The 19313-nt window shown below is 51.2% G+C and carries 18 protein-coding genes and 1 tRNA gene; 6 read left to right on the top strand and 13 right to left on the bottom strand.

Going from position 1 to position 19313, the window contains the following annotated elements; all coding sequences use genetic code 11:
- Positions 1 to 20: 20 nt before the first annotated feature.
- Positions 21 to 605: a manganese efflux pump MntP family protein gene (locus tag ACLQ3M_RS05185; protein ID WP_411676637.1), complete on the top strand. Its 585-nt coding sequence runs from the start codon at positions 21 to 23 to the stop codon at positions 603 to 605.
- Here ACLQ3M_RS05185 and ACLQ3M_RS05180 read toward each other — a convergent pair.
- The 7 genes from ACLQ3M_RS05180 to glyA form a co-directional block, all read right to left on the bottom strand.
- Positions 602 to 1603, bottom strand: coding sequence for a helix-turn-helix transcriptional regulator (locus ACLQ3M_RS05180; RefSeq protein WP_411676636.1), 1002 nt, complete (start codon positions 1601 to 1603; stop codon positions 602 to 604). The genes ACLQ3M_RS05185 and ACLQ3M_RS05180 overlap by 4 nt on opposite strands.
- Positions 1604 to 1699: 96 nt before the next feature.
- Positions 1700 to 2641, bottom strand: a complete 942-nt coding sequence (locus ACLQ3M_RS05175; protein WP_411676635.1) for a transketolase family protein — start codon at positions 2639 to 2641, stop codon at positions 1700 to 1702.
- The gene (locus ACLQ3M_RS05170) at positions 2642 to 3487 is read right to left on the bottom strand and encodes a transketolase (RefSeq protein ID WP_411676634.1); all 846 of its coding nucleotides are present in this window, start codon (positions 3485 to 3487) and stop codon (positions 2642 to 2644) included.
- Positions 3488 to 3547: 60 nt separating this feature from the next.
- Positions 3548 to 4870 (bottom strand): uracil permease, encoded by a 1323-nt coding sequence (uraA, locus tag ACLQ3M_RS05165; protein ID WP_411676633.1) that lies wholly within the window; start codon positions 4868 to 4870, stop codon positions 3548 to 3550.
- 117 nt (positions 4871 to 4987) lie between these two features.
- Positions 4988 to 5647, bottom strand: coding sequence for a flavin reductase (locus tag ACLQ3M_RS05160; RefSeq protein WP_411676632.1), 660 nt, complete (start codon positions 5645 to 5647; stop codon positions 4988 to 4990).
- Between the two features lie 66 nt (positions 5648 to 5713).
- Positions 5714 to 6982: a replication-associated recombination protein A gene (locus ACLQ3M_RS05155; protein WP_411676631.1), complete on the bottom strand. Its 1269-nt coding sequence runs from the start codon at positions 6980 to 6982 to the stop codon at positions 5714 to 5716.
- 20 nt (positions 6983 to 7002) lie between these two features.
- Positions 7003 to 8256, bottom strand: coding sequence for a serine hydroxymethyltransferase (glyA, locus tag ACLQ3M_RS05150; RefSeq protein ID WP_411676630.1), 1254 nt, complete (start codon positions 8254 to 8256; stop codon positions 7003 to 7005).
- Positions 8257 to 8449: 193 nt separating this feature from the next.
- On the opposite strand from glyA, the gene nth reads away from it, so the two are divergent.
- Positions 8450 to 9088, top strand: coding sequence for an endonuclease III (nth, locus tag ACLQ3M_RS05145; protein WP_411676629.1), 639 nt, complete (start codon positions 8450 to 8452; stop codon positions 9086 to 9088).
- Positions 9089 to 9180: 92 nt separating this feature from the next.
- Positions 9181 to 10053 carry an MBL fold metallo-hydrolase gene (locus tag ACLQ3M_RS05140; protein ID WP_411676628.1) on the top strand — a complete coding sequence of 291 codons (873 nt, stop codon included), beginning with the start codon at positions 9181 to 9183 and terminating at the stop codon, positions 10051 to 10053.
- Positions 10054 to 10203: 150 nt separating this feature from the next.
- Here the strand turns inward: ACLQ3M_RS05140 and ACLQ3M_RS05135 are convergent.
- Positions 10204 to 10279 (bottom strand) — tRNA-Thr (locus ACLQ3M_RS05135).
- A gap of 198 nt (positions 10280 to 10477) precedes the next feature.
- Between ACLQ3M_RS05135 and ACLQ3M_RS05130 the strand changes: the two genes are divergently transcribed.
- The 3 genes from ACLQ3M_RS05130 (at position 10478) to ACLQ3M_RS05120 (ending at position 13304) form a co-directional block, all read left to right on the top strand.
- Positions 10478 to 10876 (top strand): helix-turn-helix transcriptional regulator, encoded by a 399-nt coding sequence (locus ACLQ3M_RS05130; RefSeq protein WP_411676627.1) that lies wholly within the window; start codon positions 10478 to 10480, stop codon positions 10874 to 10876.
- A gap of 114 nt (positions 10877 to 10990) precedes the next feature.
- A complete protein-coding gene (locus tag ACLQ3M_RS05125) occupies positions 10991 to 11587 on the top strand; it encodes a DUF4364 family protein (protein WP_411676626.1) in 597 nt (198 codons plus the stop codon).
- 259 nt (positions 11588 to 11846) lie between these two features.
- Complete coding sequence (locus tag ACLQ3M_RS05120; protein WP_411676625.1) at positions 11847 to 13304, top strand: carbon starvation protein A; 1458 nt, start codon at positions 11847 to 11849, stop codon at positions 13302 to 13304.
- 363 nt (positions 13305 to 13667) lie between these two features.
- On the opposite strand, the gene ACLQ3M_RS05115 is transcribed toward ACLQ3M_RS05120, so the two are convergent.
- The 5 genes from ACLQ3M_RS05115 to ACLQ3M_RS05095 form a co-directional block, all read right to left on the bottom strand.
- Complete coding sequence (locus ACLQ3M_RS05115; protein ID WP_411676624.1) at positions 13668 to 13931, bottom strand: pro-sigmaK processing inhibitor BofA family protein; 264 nt, start codon at positions 13929 to 13931, stop codon at positions 13668 to 13670.
- A gap of 16 nt (positions 13932 to 13947) precedes the next feature.
- Positions 13948 to 14208, bottom strand: coding sequence for a DUF2508 family protein (locus ACLQ3M_RS05110; protein ID WP_411676623.1), 261 nt, complete (start codon positions 14206 to 14208; stop codon positions 13948 to 13950).
- Between the two features lie 90 nt (positions 14209 to 14298).
- The gene (rnr, locus tag ACLQ3M_RS05105) at positions 14299 to 16404 is read right to left on the bottom strand and encodes a ribonuclease R (protein ID WP_411676622.1); all 2106 of its coding nucleotides are present in this window, start codon (positions 16402 to 16404) and stop codon (positions 14299 to 14301) included.
- Positions 16405 to 16574: 170 nt separating this feature from the next.
- Positions 16575 to 16823, bottom strand: a complete 249-nt coding sequence (secG, locus tag ACLQ3M_RS05100; protein WP_411676621.1) for a preprotein translocase subunit SecG — start codon at positions 16821 to 16823, stop codon at positions 16575 to 16577.
- A gap of 235 nt (positions 16824 to 17058) precedes the next feature.
- Positions 17059 to 19284 (bottom strand): DNA gyrase subunit A, encoded by a 2226-nt coding sequence (locus tag ACLQ3M_RS05095; RefSeq protein WP_411676620.1) that lies wholly within the window; start codon positions 19282 to 19284, stop codon positions 17059 to 17061.
- Between the last annotated feature and the right edge of the window lie 29 nt (positions 19285 to 19313).

Raw genomic sequence — 19313 nt, 5'->3', positions numbered from 1 at the left:
CCTGAATTCGGAGGGAAAGAATGGATTACGTTTCTCTGTGTGGGATTGGATTTGGCCTTGCGATGGATGCGTTTGCCGTCTGCATCACGAATGGGGCTATCACAAAAAAGGTAACGCTGTGGTTTGCCATGAAGCTGGCGCTTTGCTTCGGGCTGTTTCAGTCCGTAATGCCGCTGCTCGGCTGGATGATCGGAAAAGCGGGAGAAAGCCTCATCAGCGCGGTGGATCACTGGGTCGCTCTGATTCTTTTGAGCTACCTGGGGATCGGTATGATCCGTGAAGCGCATAAAAAGACATACTGCGGAATCCATGACCGCAGGCAGGACGACATCAAACCGAAAACTCTGGTTGCGCTCGCGGTGGCAACCAGCATCGACGCGCTCGCAACCGGAATTATTCTTCCGTCGGCGGTCGGCGCTTCCACCGTTTTTTTGATGGGCGTGTCGGTCGCCGTCATCGGCCTGATTACTTTTTTCATGTGTCTGACCGGCGTTTATATCGGCAAGAGATTCGGAACGCTTTTCTCCTGCCAGGCGGAGTATTTCGGCGGTGCCGTCCTAATCGGAATCGGAATAAAAATCTTTATCGACCACGTCTTTCTTTAAAGCCCATAGGCTTTCCCAATGCATCGCACCCGCTCTGCCACCTGATCCCGTAACTTTTGCGGCGACAGCACGCAGATTCGGTCGCCGTATTGCAGCAGCCATTCCACCAGGCCCTCGCCCGCAAATACTTTGGCCCGCACATGGAAAAGCCCATTTTCTCTTTCTGAAATTTTCAGGTTGCCGCCGAATTTGTCCAGCAAAGGCTCCAAAGCCTCGTCGGCGCAGCGCAGAACAACCGTTTGCAACTCGCCGTGGTACAAATGAAATGTTTTGGCTGCGTAGTCTTCCGCGTCGAAGCGGTCCCGGTAGCCGCTCACTTCATGGAACGGCCTCGCAGTCCGCGCGCTGATCTCCGCGTGTTTGATCCTGTCCAGACGGTAAACGCTGACATCGTCGTATTTTTCATAATTCCCCGCCAGATAATATTTGTCGCTGTCCCAAATCAGCGCATACGGACTGATTACAAATCTTCTTCCTTCCTCCCAAACGACCCGGTTTCCCCGGATGACGTGGCGGCGATAGAGAAAGGAGATTTTTTTCTTTTGGGCTACGGCCCGGTTGATCGCGTCTATCGTATAGTAAATTTCCTCATTGTCATATTTTGGCCGCAGATTCATGTGCGTTTTTCCCGCCGTCTCTCCGGCTTGGGCCACGCTCGTCAGCCCGCTCAGCTTCCGCATCAGCTCCGCGGTCTTTTTTTCCGTAAGAAACGGCGCGGCCTGCACCGCATCCATCAGCAGGCGGACCTCCGGCGGCTCAAACCGCCGTTCGGCGAGAAAAAAGCCCGCTTTCGGCTTCCGCGTAAAAAGGATTTCCAACCCGTGCGCGCGCAGAGCGGAAACGTCCCTGTACACGGTTTTTCTGCCTGTTGAAATCCCCTGCTCCTGCAGCAGCCCAATCAACTCCTGGGAAGAGAGGGGATGTTCTTCATCCGTCAGTTCATCCAGAAGCTCGAGTAACGCCAGAATCCGGATTCTGCCGGTCTCATTTTGCCGCAAGCAATTCACCCCTATTGTACGAAATTTTTGTGATAAAAACGGCCGCGGGAAAAGCTTTTCCCACGACCGTACCGGCGTTCCGCAAGTGGAACCTGTTTATTTCAAAAACTTTTCCGTCTCTTCCGCAATATGAGAAGCGCAAAGACCGAACTGCTCCAAAAGATCCGCCGCCGGACCGGAATGTCCAAACTGGTCGTTTACGCCGATTTTACGCAGCGGAGTCGGGCATTCTTCGCTCAGGACGGCAGCAGCCGCATCCCCAAGCCCGCCGATCACATTATGTTCCTCGACGGTAACGATCTTCCCGGTTTCCTTTGCCGCCTTTAAAATCAGTTCGCGGTCGATCGGTTTGATCGTGTGGATATTGATCACGCGGGCATCGATTCCCTTCTGCTCCAGCAGCTTCGCTGCTTCCAGCGCACGGGAAACCATCAAGCCCGTCGCGACGATTGTCACGTCCCTGCCGTCTCGCAGCGTAACGCCTTTGCCCAGTTCAAACCGGTAATCGTCTGAATTATTAAAGCTTTCCACCGCAAGGCGGCTCAGGCGAAGATAAACAGGGCCGTTATGCTCCGCTGCCGCGCGAACCGCCGCCAGAGTCTCGTAGTGGTCCGACGGACTGATGACCGTCATGCCCGGCAGGGAGCGCATCAGAGCGATGTCCTCCAGACACTGATGCGTCGCGCCGTCCTCTCCGACGGAAATCCCGGCGTGCGTTCCCACGACCTTCACGTTCAGATGCGGATAGCACACGGAATTGCGAACCTGTTCAAAGGCACGGCCGGTCGCAAACATGGCAAAAGAGGTTGCAAACGGAATTTTTCCGCAGGTTGCAAGGCCCGCCGCGACGCCGATCATATTCGACTCCGCGATGCCGCAGTCAACAAAGCGCTCCGGATACTTTTTCTTGAAAATCCCCGTCTTGGTCGCCTCCGCAAGGTCGGCGTCCAAGACGACGATCTGCGGGAACTCATCCCCAAGCTGAGAAAGCGCCATTCCGTAGCTTTCCCTTGTCGCTTTTTTCACCATTTCCGCCATTTATTCCGCCTCCAATCCGGCCAGGGCCTGTTTCAGTTCGCGCACGGCAACCGCGTATTCCTCGTCGTTCGGCGCCTTGCCGTGCCAGCCCGCCTTGTTTTCCATGTAGGAAACACCTTTGCCCTTGACGGTTTTCGCGAGAATCACGGACGGTTTTCCCTTTACGGTTTTAGCGTATTCAAACGCCTTTTCAATCGCGTCAAGATCGTGCCCGTCGATGCTTTGAACGTCAAACCCAAACGCGCGGAATTTCTCATCGATTGGTTCAGGCCCCGCAACTTCGGCGGTCGGGCCGTCGATCTGCAGGCCGTTGATGTCGACAATCAGGCACAGGTTGTCCAGACTGTGGTGCCCGGCAAACATGGAGGCCTCCCATACCTGGCCCTCTTCCAGTTCCCCGTCGCCCAGAAGAGCATAGACCCGGTAATCCTTCCGATCCATTTTGCCGGCAAGCGCCATGCCGCAGGCAGCCGAAATCCCCTGCCCGAGCGAGCCGGTGCTCATATCGATTCCGGGCGTTCCCTTCATATCCGGATGCCCCTGAAGCATCGCGCCGATCTGTCTCAGCTTTTTCAGTTCATCCTCTGCAAAATAGCCTTTGAGCGCCAGAGCCGCGTACAGTCCGGGGCAGGTGTGCCCCTTTGATAAAACGAAACGGTCGCGGTCGGGCTCTTTCGGATTTTTCGGATTAATCCGAAGCTCCCGAAAATAAAGATAAGAGAAAATATCCGCCGCGGACAAAGAGCCGCCCGGATGCCCGGATTTTGCGTGATAAACGCCTTCAACGGCGCCCAGCCGGATTTTGCACGCGGCAATTTCCAACTGTTTTTTCAGTTCTGTCTCCATTGCTAACCTCCTAAATTGAATCCGCTGCAATTCACTTTTATTATAGTATGAACCGCAGCATTATTCAATACCGGCGTAAAAGTTCGACTGTTTTTCGGCTGCTTCGGCGGAATCATCATAGTCGTTCGCCGCGTGGAACCGGTCGATGACCCAGAAGATCAGACCGAGCAGCATGGCGACCACGGCTCCGAGGGACATTCCCGTCAGCTTGACCTTCCATAGCTGCACAAACGCCCCGGAAAGGCCCGTGACGAGTACGACGCTGGTCATAGCAAGGTTGCGCGAACGGCTGTAATCCACTTTCTGATCAACCAGCAGCCGCACGCCGGAGGAAGCGATCATGCCGTAAAGCAGGAAGCTGACGCCGCCCATGACCGGGCCCGGAATGGATTGAATCACCGCGGAAACCTTGCCCAAAAAAGAGATGGCAATGGACAGAACCGCTGCCCCGCCGATCACCCAAACGCTGTACACGCCGGTCATTGCCATAACCCCGATATTTTCGCCATAGGTTGTCGTCGGTACGGAGCCGCAAAGACCGGAAATCATGGTCGACAGTCCGTCGCCAAACATTGTGCGGTGCAGGCCGGGTGTCCGGAGCAGGTCTCGGCCGACAATTTTGCCGGTTACGATCTGGTGGCCGATGTGTTCGGAGACCACGACCAGCGTCGCTGGCAGGATAATGGAAATGGCGTTCCAGTCAAACCGGGCGGGCTGGAAATTCGGAACGGCAAAGACCGGCGCGGCGGCGACCGCCGAAAAATCGACCATTCCCATGCCCCAAGCGATACAATAGCCGGTAAGGATCGCAATCAGAATGGGGATTACCGCGAGGAACCTGCGGAACAGCACGCTGCCGAACACCGCCATTCCGAGCGTAATCAGGAAGACCGTAATCTTTTTCGGATCAATCTGTGTGTATGTATCGCTTAAAATCAGCCCGCCCATATTGGCCGCCGAACCGGAAAGCTCCAGTCCGATTAAAGCCACGACAGACCCCATCGCCGCAGGAGGCAGAATCACGTCAATCCATTTTGTGCCGCAAAAACGGATGATGACGGCAACGATGCAGAACACCGCGCCGGAAACGACAAACCCGCCTAGAGCATAAGGGTAGCCTAGTCCCTTGGTTGCTATGATGATGCCGGCCGGCGCGAGAAAAGCGAAGCTGGAACCCAGAAATGCCGGAGCTTTCCCTCCCGTTACCAAAATGTAGATCAAAGTGCCGATTCCGTTCATAAAAAGAACTACGGACGGACTGATGCCGAACAAAATCGGGACAAGGACCGACGCGCTGAACATCGCGAACAGATGCTGCACCGAAAGCGGAATCGCTTTCAAAATAGGGGGTTTTTCTTCTACCTGAATGATATGCTTTGCCATGGAATGAACACTCCTCAAACGTAATATATCAGTAAAAAGCACTGCTTTTTTACCCTAAATTGCCCAAAAAAAAAGCCCGCCCGGTGCAAAACAAATGCATCGGTGTGAGCTTTTCTATTACTGCTGTCGTTTAAATGCCGATTTCGGCGCCCCGCAAATGGGGCACACCCAGTCATCCGGCAGTTCCTCGAACGGAACAAAGGGATCGCTGTATACATAGCCGCAAACGGTACAAACCCAGCTTTCTCCGTCCTGTTCCTGAGTTGTTTGCTTTTCTTCGCGATAGGTGGGAGCGTTTTTCGGCGCCCTGCCTTTAATGACTCTGTGATAATACTCGTATGTCATCGGTTTGCCGACAGCCTTTTCACTGCCTGCGATCACTTCCGCGATAAATACGGTATGAGTCGCCGTTTCCGACGAAGTCAGCACCCTGCAGAGAAACCAGCAGCAGGTATTTTCCTTAATTACGGGAACGCCTTCCGCAAGGACGCGGTGTCTTACGTTCTTCAATTTATCCGTATCGCGTCCGGAAGAAAAGCCCAAAGCACCGATCACAGCGCCGGAAGTGTCCTCCGACAGAACGGAAACGGTAAAAAGACCGTTCTTTTGAATGCATCGGCAACTGTAATTGTCGTGGTTCAGACTGACGGCAATAATGTTAGGCGTATTTGCGACCTGAATGACCGTATTGGCAATGCAGGCGGATTTTTTCTCCCCGTCTTTCACGCCAATCGCATACATGCCGTAGGAAAGGCTGTTCAGAATAACATCGTTCAAGCCATATGCCCCCAAAAACGCATTTTTACCATTATATCTCAAATCCAGCCGAAAATCAACAAAATTTTACTCTTCTTTTTTAATTTCCGCCCAGTATTTTCGAAAGGCCTGCTCCGTTTTGTTGTCTCCCCACCGGTAGTAGACCGTGTCCTTCAAGATGTCCGGAAGATACTGCTGCCGTACCCAGTGATGCGGAAAATTGTGGGCATATTGATAAAACTGCCCTTTGCGTGGGTTGTCTTCGCCGTCATAATGCTTATTTTGGAGCTGCCGGGGAATCGGCCCGGACTTTCCGGCCCGCAGGTCGGCAATTGCCGCGTCGATCGCGCAATAGGCGGAATTGGATTTTGGCGAACAGCAAACCAGAACCACCGCGTCGGCCAGCGGAATCCGAGCCTCCGGCAGACCGACCTGAAGCGCCGTGTCCACCGCCGCCTTAACAATCTGGATAATCTGAGGATAGGCCAGTCCCACGTCCTCGCAGGCGCAGACCATCAGCCGGCGGCAGGCGGAGGGAAGATCCCCCGCCTCCAGCAGCCGGGCCAGATAGTGAATTGCCGCGTCCGGATCCGAACCGCGCATCGATTTCTGGAACGCGGAAAGAATATCGTAATGTTCATCCCCCACGCGGTCGTATTTCATCGCGCTGCGCTGCGTAAGGTCCCTGGCAAGCTGCTCCGTTACATGACAGACGCCGTCTCCTTCTTCACCGGACAAGACGCACAGCTCCACTGCGTTCATCGCTTTGCGGACGTCGCCGCCGCACGCGGAGGCAATCACATCCAGGGCGGCCGGTTCCGCCTCGATTCCGCGGTGCTGTTCCTGCTCCAGAATTCCAAACGCCCGCTTCACTGCTTCGAGGACATCCTCTTTTTGAACCGGTTTAAATTCAAACACTGTCGAACGGCTCAAAATCGCGCCGTAAACATAGAAATAAGGATTCTCCGTCGTCGAGGCAATCAGCGTAATTGACCCGTTTTCAATAAATTCCAGCAGCGTCTGCTGCTGTTTCTTATTAAAGTACTGAATTTCGTCCAGATATAAAAGAACTCCGTTCGGCGCCTCCAGGGTGTCCAGCTGATTCACAACATCCCGGATATCCGCCGTGGAAGCGGTGGTGCCGTTCATTCTGACCAGTTTCCGGCTGGTTCTTGCAGCAATAATGGACGCAAGCGTTGTCTTGCCGATTCCCGACGGGCCGTAAAACACCATATTGGGAATCTGGCCCGATTCTATGATGCGAACGAGCGGCTTTCCGGGGTCCAGCAGATGGTGCTGACCGACAATTTCATCCAGACTTCGCGGGCGGATCCGATCCGCTAAAGGAGCCGACATCGGCACCATCCTTTCGCTAATTATTCATACAGCGGGTGACGGGAGCAGATTTCGTGGACGGTTCCGCGGATTTTCTCACGGTTCGCTTCAAAATCGAAAATCGCAAGACCGATGCATTCCGCAATGAGGTCCATATCCGCCGCGTCCAGGCCGCGCGTGGTAACCGCCGGCGTACCCAGTCGCAGGCCGCTTGTGACAAACGGGCTGCGCTGCTCGTTCGGGACGGTGTTTTTGTTCGCCGTGATATTGACGGAATCAAGGCGCTGCTCCAGCTCCTTGCCCGTGAGTTCCAGCCCGGTCAGGTCGACCATCATCAGATGATTGTCCGTACCGCCGGAGACAAGTTTCACCTTGCGTTTGAGCAAGCCTTCCGCAAGCGCCCGGGCATTTCCAACAATATTGTGGGCATACTGCTTAAATTCGGGCTTCAGGGCTTCTCCCAGACAGACGGCCTTTCCCGCGATGACATGCATCAGCGGGCCGCCCTGCGTCCCCGGGAAAATTGCTTTGTCGATCGCTTTCGCGTATTCTTCCTTGCAAAGAATCAGGCCGCCGCGCGGGCCGCGCAGTGTTTTATGCGTCGTCGTGGTGACAATCTGCGCCCATTCGACCGGATTCGGATGCTCCCCGGCCGCGACGAGCCCGGCGATGTGAGCCATATCCACCATTAAAATCGCGCCGCAGGCATCGCAGATCTCACGGAAGCGTTTAAAGTCAATCACGCGCGGATATGCGCTGGCGCCCGCCACGATCATTTTCGGTTTCACCTTCATTGCCGTTTCATAGACCGCTTCATAATCGATCCGTCCGGTTTCCGGGCTGACACCGTAGGATACGAAATTGTAATAGCTGCCGGACATGTTTACGGGAGAGCCGTGGGTCAGGTGGCCTCCTTCCGAAAGGTTCATGCCCATGACGGTATCGCCGGGTTTTAAAAGGGCGAAATACACCGCGAGATTTGCCTGCGCGCCGGAATGCGGCTGCACATTGGCGTGCTCCGCGCCAAACAGTTCGCAAGCGCGCTTGCGTGCCAAGTCCTCCACAATGTCAACGTACTGGCATCCGCCGTAATAGCGCTTTCCCGGGTAACCTTCCGCGTATTTGTTGGTCAGGACACTTCCCATCGCGGCCATCACGGCGGGAGAAACAATATTTTCGGACGCGATCAGCTCCAGATTAGCCTGCTGTCTTCCCAGCTCCTTGGCCATCGCGGTGCCGACTTCCGGGTCGGCCTGCGAAACAAAGCCGATGGTATCCATGAGATCACTGTACATCGTATTCAAACCCTTTCCCGAACAAATTTATCAATATTATACCCTGTAACATGCAAAAACGCAACGGCGTTCCTGCAAAAAAGGCCCCTGCGAACAGGGACGTTTCGCCATTGCCTTACGCCAAAGAAAATATTATAATGAAAAGGCAAATATTGAAACCAAGTGAAAGCCATTCTGCCAAACGGAGGATAAAATGACCAAAAAGCAGCGTGCCGTTCTTGCGATACAAGCGTTGAAAAAAGAATACCCGGATGCAATCTGCTCCCTGACCTACGCCGATCCGCTGCAGCTTCTAATTGCGACCCGGCTTTCCGCGCAGTGTACCGACGCTCGTGTGAACATGGTGACACCGGAATTGTTTGAGCGCTTCCCTAATCTCGACGCATTCTGTAACGCCGGAGTGGAAGAGATCGAGCCGATCATTCATTCCTGCGGGCTCTACAAAACCAAGGCCCGCGATATTCTGGCCATGTGCCGCATGCTCAAATCGGATTTTGGCGGCATCGTACCGGACACCATTGAGGAACTGACAAAGCTGCCCGGCGTCGGACGAAAGACGGCAAATCTGGTCGCCGGGGACATCTACGGGAAGCCGGCGGTCGTAACGGATACGCACTGCATCCGCATTTGCGGCCGGCTGGGCCTGAGTGAAGGCAAAGACCCGTTTAAGGTTGAAATGCAGCTGAAAAAAATCCTTCCGCCCGAAGAATCCAACGATTTCTGTCACCGCCTGGTGCTGCACGGAAGGGCCGTCTGCACCGCCAGAAATCCGGACTGCAGCAAATGCTGCATGAAGGAATTCTGCAAAAATCCGGTTCAAAAGATGGGATAGTCTCCGCTTAAGATTCGGCAAAGAACGGAACAATTCATCACGGAAAGGGAATAACCATGATTTCACCAGAAAGAAACTACCAGGATAAAATTATGAAAGTAACAAATGTGGGCGCCTGCCCGGGCGGGGATGCTTTTCTGATTTTGACAAAACAGAAAGCCGCCTTGGTTGATTCCGGATTTTCATTCTGCGCGGATAAAATGATTCGGAACATAAAAACTTTGCTTGGAAACAGAACTCTGGATTATGTTCTTCTGACGCATTCTCACTATGACCACGCGTCCGGAAGCGCTTACTGCCGTCAATCTTTTCAAAATGTGAAGGTTCTGGGAAGTGCCTACGCCGCAAAAATCTTTTCAAAACCTACGGCTATTGCCGTAATGCGTGAAATGAACGCCAGTGCCGCGCGGCCTTACGGCATGACGGAATTCACAGACAAACTGGAGGACCTTAAAATTGATCTTACCGTCCGTGAAGGGGACGTGATTGATCTGGGGGATGTTTCTCTTCAAGTAATGGAAGCTCCCGGCCACACAAAATGTTCCATTGCTTTCTATATTCCCCGGGGAAAAATGTTGATTTCCTGTGAGACCATGGGCGTCCACGCAGCCGAACATCTGGTGTCCCCCGCTTGCCTGGTTGGTTATGAAATGTCCGTGAATTTTATTAAAAGAACGATGGAACTGGACATTGAGAAATTACTGGTCCCTCACTACGGCGTTTTAACCGGAAAATCCTGCAGGGATTTTCTTGCAGACGCTTTGCGTTCGAACCGACAGCTGAAAGAAATGATCGTAGAGGATTATGAACACGGAAAAACGCAGGAGGAAATCATTCGGCATTACAGGGATGTATTCTATACGGCCGAATGCCAGAAGAATCAGCCTGTTCAAGCATTTAATCTCAATGCAAGCTATTTAGTCCCAATGATTTTAAAGGAAACCTTCCATAAAGTTTCGAATTAAGAAACTTTCACCAAAACTTGAAAGCAATTCAAAGCGGAAGGTGAACCGAGACGGAAGAGTCCTTGAAACTGTTGCTCCTGGTTCACCGGCACCGCCGGTGGTCCCGGTACACAAAGAAAAGCCAGGAAACCGCACGTTTCCTGGCTTTTCTGGAGCTACTGGTCAGACTCGAACTGACGACCTGCGCATTACGAATGCGCTGCTCTACCAACTGAGCCACAGTAGCACTTTTCACCGACCAAGCTATTATACTAAATAAACCCAGAATCGTCAAGTCTATTTTTATAAAAGCTTAAACTTTCGCAAATCCGTGAATAATAATCACTAAACTTATAACAGGGAAAAGAATGAATATATAATCGAATTAAGTTAGAAATCAATATTTACTTGGATAATATGTATATAAAAGGCGGAATTGCAATTGATGAAGATTCGCATTAATGAAAGGCTGCGCGAATTGCGTATCAAAAGCGGCTATACCCAGAATCAGATTGCCAAGATACTGAATATAGACCGTTCGACTTATTCTTATTATGAAATCGGCAAAACCATGCCGGACGTTTCCGCCCTGATGATTCTTGCAAAGGTATTTAACATCTCAATCAACGAGCTTTTAGAGGATGAATCCCGCCCGCACTCGGTTGCCGACAGCGGAATCCGGTCGGACTATGTTCACGGCAAAAAAAATTCCAGCCATATTTATGAACTGTCGCCACAGGAAAAAGAACTGGTCGGGCTTTTCAGAGCTTACCCGGACGACCAGAAAACGAGCCTGCTTTTGAACCTGAAAGACCGTCTAAAAAATTCAAAAGGCTCCGAATAATAACCTCCCCCGCTGCATGGCAGCGGGTTTTTGTTTTATATCCTGCGTATCTCTACTTTGCACAAACGTCATTCTGTGGTAAAATAATCAAAAAGAGGCAGGGAGGCGCTTCAAGTGGCTTTTGATGCTTTTACCGCCGGAGTTGAACCCGGCGGACTGAGGTCAAAAAACGAAATCAGAATTTTGATCTGCTATTTGCTTGACAGCGTTGGAGTCGCGCTGTCGAAAAGCGATATGATTAACATTATGCAGGACAACGCGCTTGCAAATTATTTTGAAGTAGCGGACGCCATTGCAGAGATGTCTGAAAAAGGGATTTTATGCAGCGAGTCCGGCCAGCCGGACTTCTATACTCTGGGCAGCAGCGGAAAAATCATTGCCAAACAGCTGGATACCGCGCTGCCGCCCTCTGTCCGTCAGAAAGCCGCAGGCGCCGCAATCCGTCTGCTTGCCGAAGCAAAACGCGAGAGCGAAAACCGCGTGGAGTTCATAAAATTTGACCGGGGATATCACGTGGTCTGCCATATTTCCGGCGGTGACATGGATTTAATGAACATTACCCTTTACGTTCCGGACCTTTATCAGGCCAATATGGTAAAAGAAAATTTTCACCGTTCTCCTGAAACCGTTTACCGAATGTTGCTGGCTCTTGTTACGGGCCGCAATGATATCGCCGCAGGTTTGATTCCCCCGGAGGAAAAGATTCATTAAATATTAACCAGTTTTAATTTGTCTCTTTTAATACATTAATTGGAAGTAAGCATAGCAATTTTTGTATGGTTTTTGTTGCCAATTTTGTGCTTTTATATAATTTTAACAAAGAATAACATTCCTTGTGTTCTATTTTTGCTAGGTTCTTTTCTATGGAACAAAAAATTTGAATTCTTTCTTGTTCATTATGATTGTTGAATCTGAACGCCCGTTGCGTTACAATTTATTCACAATTAATCAATATTGGAGGGAGTTCAAAATGATAACCTTTTTCGTAGCCTTGGTGCTCTTGATTGTTGGTTACCTGACCTACGGCAAGGTAGTAGACAAGGTGTATCAGCCTTATCAGGCGCCAACGCCCTGCGTAAAACATCCTGACGGCGTTGACTACATACCTCTTTCAACTCCACGGGCCTTCCTGATCCAGTTGCTGAATATCGCGGGTCTCGGCCCGATTTTCGGCGCTCTTTCCGGTGCTCTTTGGGGACCGGTCGTGTATTTCTGGATCGTTCTTGGCTCCATTTTTGCGGGCGGCGTACACGACTACACCAGCGGTATTCTTTCCATCCGCAACGACGGAGCCTCCATTTCAGAGATCGTCGGGATTTATCTTGGCAAAGTCATGCTGCAGGTGATGAGGGTTTTTTCGGTCATCCTTCTTGTGCTGATCGGCGCTACCTTCACAAGCGGCCCTGCCGGCTTGATTGCCATGCTGACCCCTGCGGCCCTCGGCAAAAATTTCTGGCTTGTGGTTCTGATCATTTATTATTTCACCGCGACACTTTTCCCGATCGACAAGATTATCGGCAAACTGTATCCGATTTTCGGTATTCTGCTCATTATCATGTGCGTCGGCGTCGCCGGTGGAACCTTGATAGAACGCACAGCCAGTATTCCTGAAATGCAGCTGGCCAATCTTCACCCGGCAGGCAAACCGATCTGGTCTCTTATGTTTGTCACCGTAGCCTGCGGCGCGTGCTCCGGTTTCCATTCCACGCAGTCACCGCTGATCGCCCGCTGTGTCAGCGATGAAAAAGATGCGCGTAAAATTTTTTACGGCGCGATGATTTCCGAAGGCGTGATCGCTTTGATCTGGGCCGCCGCGGGGATGTCCTTCTTTAACGGCGGGATTCAAGGGCTTTTCGAGGCAAACAAAACCGTTATGAACAACCAGTCCCAGATCGTCTACAATATCGGCAAAGGGCTCCTCGGTCCAGTCGGCGTCGTCCTAACGGTTCTCGGTGTCGGCATCTGCCCGATTACTTCCGCCGACACGGCATTCCGCAGCGCAAGGCTTACAATCGCGGACTGGTTCCATATCGACCAGACTAAAATTCCGAAACGGCTCGCCGTGAGCATTCCATTATTGGCGGTCGGCGCACTCTTGACTCAAATGAATTTCTCCATTATCTGGAGATACTTCTCCTTCTCCAATCAGACCCTTGCAATGATCGTCCTTTGGGCAGGCGCTGCTTATCTGTGCAAATGGAAAAAATCTTCCATGGTTTCGCTCATGGCGGCGGTCCCCGCAACGTTTATGTCTGCCGTAACCAGCACATATTTTGTCATGGCTCCCGAATGCCTGAACCTCTCCACTTCCATTGCTTATCCGGTCGGAATTGTCTTCGCCGTTATTTGCGTCGTCATCTACGTCGTAAAAGGCGTGATTCCCAATTACAAAAATATTGATGATGCTCCAAAAATTGCGAAAGCGTAATATCAATACTTCCTTCAAAACGGGCGGCTCGGAAATTTTTCCGAGCCGCTTTTATTTGTAGCTTCAGCGAATAGTCGCCCTTTGGCACAGCCGGGAGTTCTTCGTATGCAGGCAAAGTCAGTTTTGCTGGCTGCGCCTCAAGGCGCTCGGGGCTTTTTTACCCTTGCAACGGCGTTTCTTACTCCCTGCCAAAGCCCTTCGTGTTTCATGGTAGCTTGCCTATGTTGTTTTGAAACCGCAAACAGCAGGATTGTGGTTAGGGTTCCGCTTACATTTTGCTCACCGCTAAAGCCTCTTTGGACGCCCGGCACAGCCGGGCGTTTTCGAATTGCAAGAAAATAGGCTGCCGGAAATCCCGGCAGCCTATTTTAAAATGAGATTCAGCAAAAGAAGCATTGTGACCCCCGAGATTCCGGCAGCGCCAGAAACGCCAAGCGTTAAGGGACTGATTGGGAGGATAACTCCTGTAAAACATCCTGTCAGATTGACAACGGCAAGAGCGCACAACCCGGTCAAAATACCTCCGATCGCCTTTCGAACCGGGCGTTCTGCCTTTACAATCATCTGAATCACGACCAGCAATGCAAAAACGCCGAGCGCACAGGCGATCGCCGTAAAATCCTGCATTTTACACCTCCGCTCCTTATTTCTGGAAGGAAGCGCAGTTAACACCCTTCTGTTTCGCCAGTTTAAGCAAATAACGGTACCGCGATTTCAATTCTTCCCGTTGATAGATGCACGCATCGATCAAATTTTCATCAGATTCCAATTGAAACCAGCATTCGTTATATGCCAGCTTGCGGGAAACGTCCCGGATTGAATCAATGATTTGCTGTTGATCCAGACCGTTTTGTACCTCCTCACAGTCCGTGGTGTGCTGCAATAGCTTTAATACCGATTCCATACTAACAATTCCGCCTTCCGGTTTCATACTTATGTCAGTAGGATGGGCATTTATTCCATTTTTTATGCAGTATAGGAAGTCGGCAGTAAATTAATCCGGATTTTCACAGGGAATAAAATCAATACGGCCTCCGGCGACGTCCGCGGCCGCAACCTGAATCCGCATCGGCTGTCCGATCGTCAGCTTATTCCCGGTATTCCGGTCAACCTGAGTGATCATACCGTCAAATTGATACGAGGCGTTCTGAAAGCTGTCCACCGGCACAAAGCCTTCCACAGTATTGGCAAGCTCCACAAAGATGCCGCGCTGGGTGACCCCGCTGATCACGCCGTCGTAAATTTCACCGATATGCCGGCCGATATACTCAGCCATATAGCAGTCTTCCGTATCCCGTTCAGCCGCCATTGCGCGCACTTCGGCATTTGAGGATGCTTTTGCGGCACTGACCGCAAAGTTCTGGAAGCGGCTGATTTGAGAAGCATCCTTTTCCGACAGCAGTGCCGTCAGGATGCGGTGAATCGCGAGGTCCGGATATCTTCGAATCGGAGAGGTAAAATGGCAGTAATCCTCCAGCGCAAGCCCAAAATGTCCGATCGGCTGCGAATCGTAACGTGCCTTAGCCATAGTCCGAAGCAATTGATGCGAAATGATTTTTTGAATTGGAGTACCCTTGGCCTGGTCCAGCACGGCTGCAAAATCGGCGGCTGTGAGCTCCCCTTTTTTCTTCAGGGTCCGTGAATTCAAGCCTACCGCCTCGACCAGTTGGATCAGCGTCTGCACCCGCTCCGGGTCTGGCTGTTCATGAACCCGGTACACAAATGGGATTTCCTTTGATTTCGCCAGTTTCGCCGCAGCCTGATTCGCCGTAATCATCAGCTGCTCAATCATTTGTTCTGCTTCTCCGCTTTTACGGGGACGAACGTCCACACAGACTCCCTTTTCATCCAAAGTAAACTCGGACTCCGTGCTTTCTATATCAAAAGACCCGTTTTCTCCTGAACGTTTCTTAAGAATTTCCGCAAGCTCTTTCGCCGCATGTAAAGAACGGATTACGGGAAAATATTTCTTTTTCACCTCACGGTCGGCCTTGCCGGAAAACAGCTGGTTTACTTCCGAGTATACACCGCGAACGCGCGAGCAAATCACGCTCTTTCGAAAGCGGTAGGATAAAATCTCTCCCCGTGAGCTTAAATCAATGATCGCGGAAAAGGTCAGTTTATCCTCGCCTGCATTTAAGGAACACGCCCCGTTGGAAAGCTCCTCCGGCAGCATCGGAACGACCCGGTCAGCGAAATAAACAGATGTTCCGCGCTCAAACGCTTCCTGGTCCAGAGCGCCGCCTTCCCGCACATAGTGGGAAACGTCCGCAATATGAACGCCAAGCCGAAAGCCTTTTTGTGTTTTACTGACAGAGATGGCATCGTCCAGATCTTTTGCGCCGGCACCGTCTATGGTGCAGATCGCGAGCTTTCTCAGGTCCAGTCTTCCTCTCAGGTCCTTTTCGGAAATGCCGGCCGAAGACGCGCGTTTCGCCTCTTCCAGTATTTCCTTTTCGAACTTTGTGCGAATCCCATATTGATCCAGTATCGCGTCCGCGCAAATTTTCGCACTGTTCGATTTTCCGTAAATCTTGACGATTTCAGCCTGAAGTTCGGAAGAATTCTTTTGCCTGCTGATCTTCGCCTGCACTTTATCGCCGTTTTTCGCATTACGGGGCGCGCTCTGAACGACCCGGATCGGATAGCGAATTGCGTCGTCCGGAACCATTTCACACGTTCCTCTTCCCTTGTTGAGGGTTCCGGTGATGACCCGGCTGCTCTTCTCAGAAATGGAGTCGACCTCTCCGCTGGGCCCTTTGGGACTCTGTCTGATTCGATAAAGACGCACTTTGTCCTTGATAAAAGCACTTTTCAGATGATCGGCATGGATGAAAATATCATCCCCGCCGCTCTCCGGCCGAGCAAAGGCAAAGCCTTTTGAAAGCGAAACAATGGTTGCATCGACAGTTGATTTTTCTCTTACTTTTCGGATTCTCCGGCTCTTGCTGAGTGAAATTTTGCCTTCCTTTTCCAGTTCCTCCAGCGCTTTATAATAATCGTTTTTATTTGCTTTAATTCGTTTCAGCAAATCGCGCGACGAGATACTCTGAGGAATTTTATTTAAACATTTTATAATTTTATCTTTTGTTTCTTCCAAATTATTTCCTCCGGTCATTTATTCCATAATAATTACAGGGAATATTCTATCAATAGATTTCCCAAAAGTACGACGATTAACAGAAAACAGAGGTCGTCATCTTATTCCTAATCACCGAGTAAAAATGAGAAACGCCCCGCTTTTGCCAAGCGGGGCGAAATTGCATCTGTTTAAGCTACAAAGAATAAGTAAGCATTAATTACAATAACAAGCAAAAAGAAACCGATCGCAATAATTTTCGTCCAGCGGGCCAAAAAGGCGTCTACCGACCGCGCCTTGTTTTTCGTCAGGAATGTATCCGCACCGCCAGTGACAACACCGACGTTTTGCTCATGGCCTTCCTGCAGTAATACGACGATCGTTATCGCAACGGAAAAAAGCATCAGCACAATTCCTAATATAATCTCGGCGACTGACATAAAATACCTCCAAAATCTTTACAATTCCTTACTTAAAATGGTATCACAAACAGCGCCCGTTTGCAAGGGGTGTTCCGGATATCTTTTAAAAAACAGACAGAAAAATGAATAATGGCCTTCAAATCAGGAAACTCTATGTCATGGACAAAGAAAAGTGTTTACGTTTCGGTTTGCGTTTGCCGCTCGAATTGTCCCACCGCTGAAAAGCTATTGGTTTTTCAGCGGTGTTTTTATTTTACAGAGTCATCTGTTCGCCCTGGGTATCTTCCGCGGCGGGCATAGCGCCGGCCGCCGGAATCGTTTTACGGTAGCGGTCCGGCTTTTTCAGGGATCCTTCCCGGTACGGGTCCGCGCGGAGCAATCTGGCGCTCCGCTTAAGCGTCATGACCGCCACGCCCTGGGTTGATCTGGTTGTTTTGCTCTGAATTGCGCCTGAATGCAATAACAGCATTCTGCCCTGAGAAGATACCAGCAGAAATTCACGGTCCTCTTCGACCTTTGTACAGGATACCAGAGGGCTTTTATCGCTGTAGGCATTCACCAGCCTGCGGCGGTTTGTTTTTGTTTCATAAGAAGCAAGATCGACCTTGGACGCTTTGCCGTTTTCATAAAAAAACATCATAAAACCGGCATAATCCGTAGTAACCGCAAGATAGACCGGCGCTTCGCCGTCCTCCATACCGAGCCTTGCCGGTATATATTCGCCTAACACGCTTGCTTTCGTATCCGGAAAATCCGAGGCTTTCGCCTTATAAACGGAACACCGGTTCGTAAAAAACAACAGCTCGGCCGAGTTTGTACTTTCAATATGCTGGCCGACCTCGTCGCCTTCCTTTAATTTCTGCTCTCCGCCCATCCGCAGCGAAAGCGGTGTGATCTTCTTAAAGTAGCCGTCTTTCGTCAGAAACAGGTTAACCGGGTAATCAGGAACCTCTTCCTCGGTATACTCCTCAATCTCGCCCGGATAAACTAATTCGGACCGCCTCGGTTTTCCGTACTTCTCCGCCACCTGACTCAGCTCGTTGCAAATAATCTTGCGGATTTCCGCTTCGCTGCCCAATATTTTTTGCAGCTTCGCAATCTCAAGCTCCAGCTGCGCCGTTTCTTCGGTACGTTTCATAATGTACTCGCGGTTTAAATGACGCAGCTTTATTTCGGCAACATACTCAGCCTGCGTGCGGTCAATCCCAAACCCGATCATCAGATTGGGAACAACCTCTTCTTCCCCTTCGGTCGAACGGACAATGGCTACCGCCTTGTCAATATCAAGCAGAATTGCCTGAAGTCCTTTGAGCAGGTGCAGCTTTTCCTGTTTCTTTTTCAGGTCGTACTCCGTCCTGCGGCGAACACACTTTACCCTGAATTTGCTCCATTCGGTCAGCAGTTCCCGAACGCCCATGACGCGCGGCGTTCCATTGACAAGAACGTTAAAGTTGCAGGAAAAGCTGTCCTCCAACGGCGTCATTTTAAACAGGCGCAGCATTAATTTATCCGGGTCCGTCCCCCGTTTCAGGTCAATGGTGATTTTTAGACCGTCAAGACCCGTTTCATCGCGGATATCTGAAATTTCCTTCACTTTTCCCTGCCGGACCAAATCAACGACCTTTTCGACGATTACTTCCACCGTCGCGGTAGGAGGAATCTCCACCACGTCGATACAGTTTGCATCCGCGTCATAGCGATACCGAGACCGAATCCGAATGGAACCGCGGCCCGTTTCATAAATTTTTTTCAGAATGTCCCGGTTCATCAGAATCTGCCCGCCGCCCGGGAAATCCGGAGCCAGCAGTGTGGAAAAAACATCGTGCTGCTGGTTTTTCAGCAGAGCCGCGGTTGTTTTGCAGACCTCCGCCAGATTAAACGGGCAGATAGAGCTTGCCATACCGACGGCAATCCCCGTGTTTGCGTTGACAAGCACGGTCGGAAAAGTTGCCGGCAGGAGTGTGGGTTCCTTCATAGTCCTGTCGTAATTGTCGACAAAGTCTACGGTATCGCGGTCAATATCGCGGAACAGCTCTTCGCAGAGGTTGTCCAGCCGGGCTTCCGTATAACGGGAGGCCGCGTAAGCCATGTCACGGGAATAAAACTTGCCGAAATTGCCTTTGGAATCCACATAAGGGTGAAGCAGAGCCTCATACCCCCGGCTCAGGCGCACCATCGTATCATAAATCGGAGCATCGCCGTGCGGGTTCAGACGCATGGTCTGGCCGACGATATTGGCGCTCTTGGTCCTGCCCGGCCCCAGCAGTCCCATTTTATACATGGTATAAAGCAGTTTTCGATGCGACGGTTTAAAGCCGTCTATTTCGGGAATCGCTCGGGAAAGGATGACACTCATGGCGTAAGGCATGTAATTTTTCTCAAGCGTATCCGTGATTCTTTCTTCAACAGTCTCGCCCGCGCGATTGATCACGCCGTGCGCGCCGTTTCCGCGGACGGGTTCTTTCCTCTTTTTTGGCATGTGTTCTGCCGCACCACCATTTCGTTGGG

Source organism: Caproicibacter sp., from assembly GCF_046707225.1.
Classification (GTDB): Bacteria; Bacillota; Clostridia; order Oscillospirales; family Acutalibacteraceae; genus Caproicibacter.
This window is presented reverse-complemented; position numbering and strand designations above follow the sequence as displayed.

What these genes read in the sequence shown, in the direction of transcription:
- ACLQ3M_RS05155 (WP_411676631.1), bottom strand. Translation starts at nt 6,982, where the DNA reads ATGTCGGCTCCTTTAGCGGATCGGATCCGCCCGCGAAGTCTGGATGAA.
- ACLQ3M_RS05175 (WP_411676635.1), bottom strand. Translation starts at nt 2,641, where the DNA reads ATGGCGGAAATGGTGAAAAAAGCGACAAGGGAAAGCTACGGAATGGCG.
- ACLQ3M_RS05170 (WP_411676634.1), bottom strand. Translation starts at nt 3,487, where the DNA reads ATGGAGACAGAACTGAAAAAACAGTTGGAAATTGCCGCGTGCAAAATC.
- ACLQ3M_RS05095 (WP_411676620.1), bottom strand. Translation starts at nt 19,284, where the DNA reads ATGCCAAAAAAGAGGAAAGAACCCGTCCGCGGAAACGGCGCGCACGGC.
- ACLQ3M_RS05185 (WP_411676637.1), top strand. Translation starts at nt 21, where the DNA reads ATGGATTACGTTTCTCTGTGTGGGATTGGATTTGGCCTTGCGATGGAT.
- ACLQ3M_RS05130 (WP_411676627.1), top strand. Translation starts at nt 10,478, where the DNA reads ATGAAGATTCGCATTAATGAAAGGCTGCGCGAATTGCGTATCAAAAGC.
- glyA (WP_411676630.1), bottom strand. Translation starts at nt 8,256, where the DNA reads ATGTACAGTGATCTCATGGATACCATCGGCTTTGTTTCGCAGGCCGAC.
- nth (WP_411676629.1), top strand. Translation starts at nt 8,450, where the DNA reads ATGACCAAAAAGCAGCGTGCCGTTCTTGCGATACAAGCGTTGAAAAAA.
- ACLQ3M_RS05140 (WP_411676628.1), top strand. Translation starts at nt 9,181, where the DNA reads ATGAAAGTAACAAATGTGGGCGCCTGCCCGGGCGGGGATGCTTTTCTG.
- uraA (WP_411676633.1), bottom strand. Translation starts at nt 4,870, where the DNA reads ATGGCAAAGCATATCATTCAGGTAGAAGAAAAACCCCCTATTTTGAAA.
- secG (WP_411676621.1), bottom strand. Translation starts at nt 16,823, where the DNA reads ATGTCAGTCGCCGAGATTATATTAGGAATTGTGCTGATGCTTTTTTCC.
- ACLQ3M_RS05115 (WP_411676624.1), bottom strand. Translation starts at nt 13,931, where the DNA reads ATGCAGGATTTTACGGCGATCGCCTGTGCGCTCGGCGTTTTTGCATTG.
- ACLQ3M_RS05120 (WP_411676625.1), top strand. Translation starts at nt 11,847, where the DNA reads ATGATAACCTTTTTCGTAGCCTTGGTGCTCTTGATTGTTGGTTACCTG.
- ACLQ3M_RS05110 (WP_411676623.1), bottom strand. Translation starts at nt 14,208, where the DNA reads ATGGAATCGGTATTAAAGCTATTGCAGCACACCACGGACTGTGAGGAG.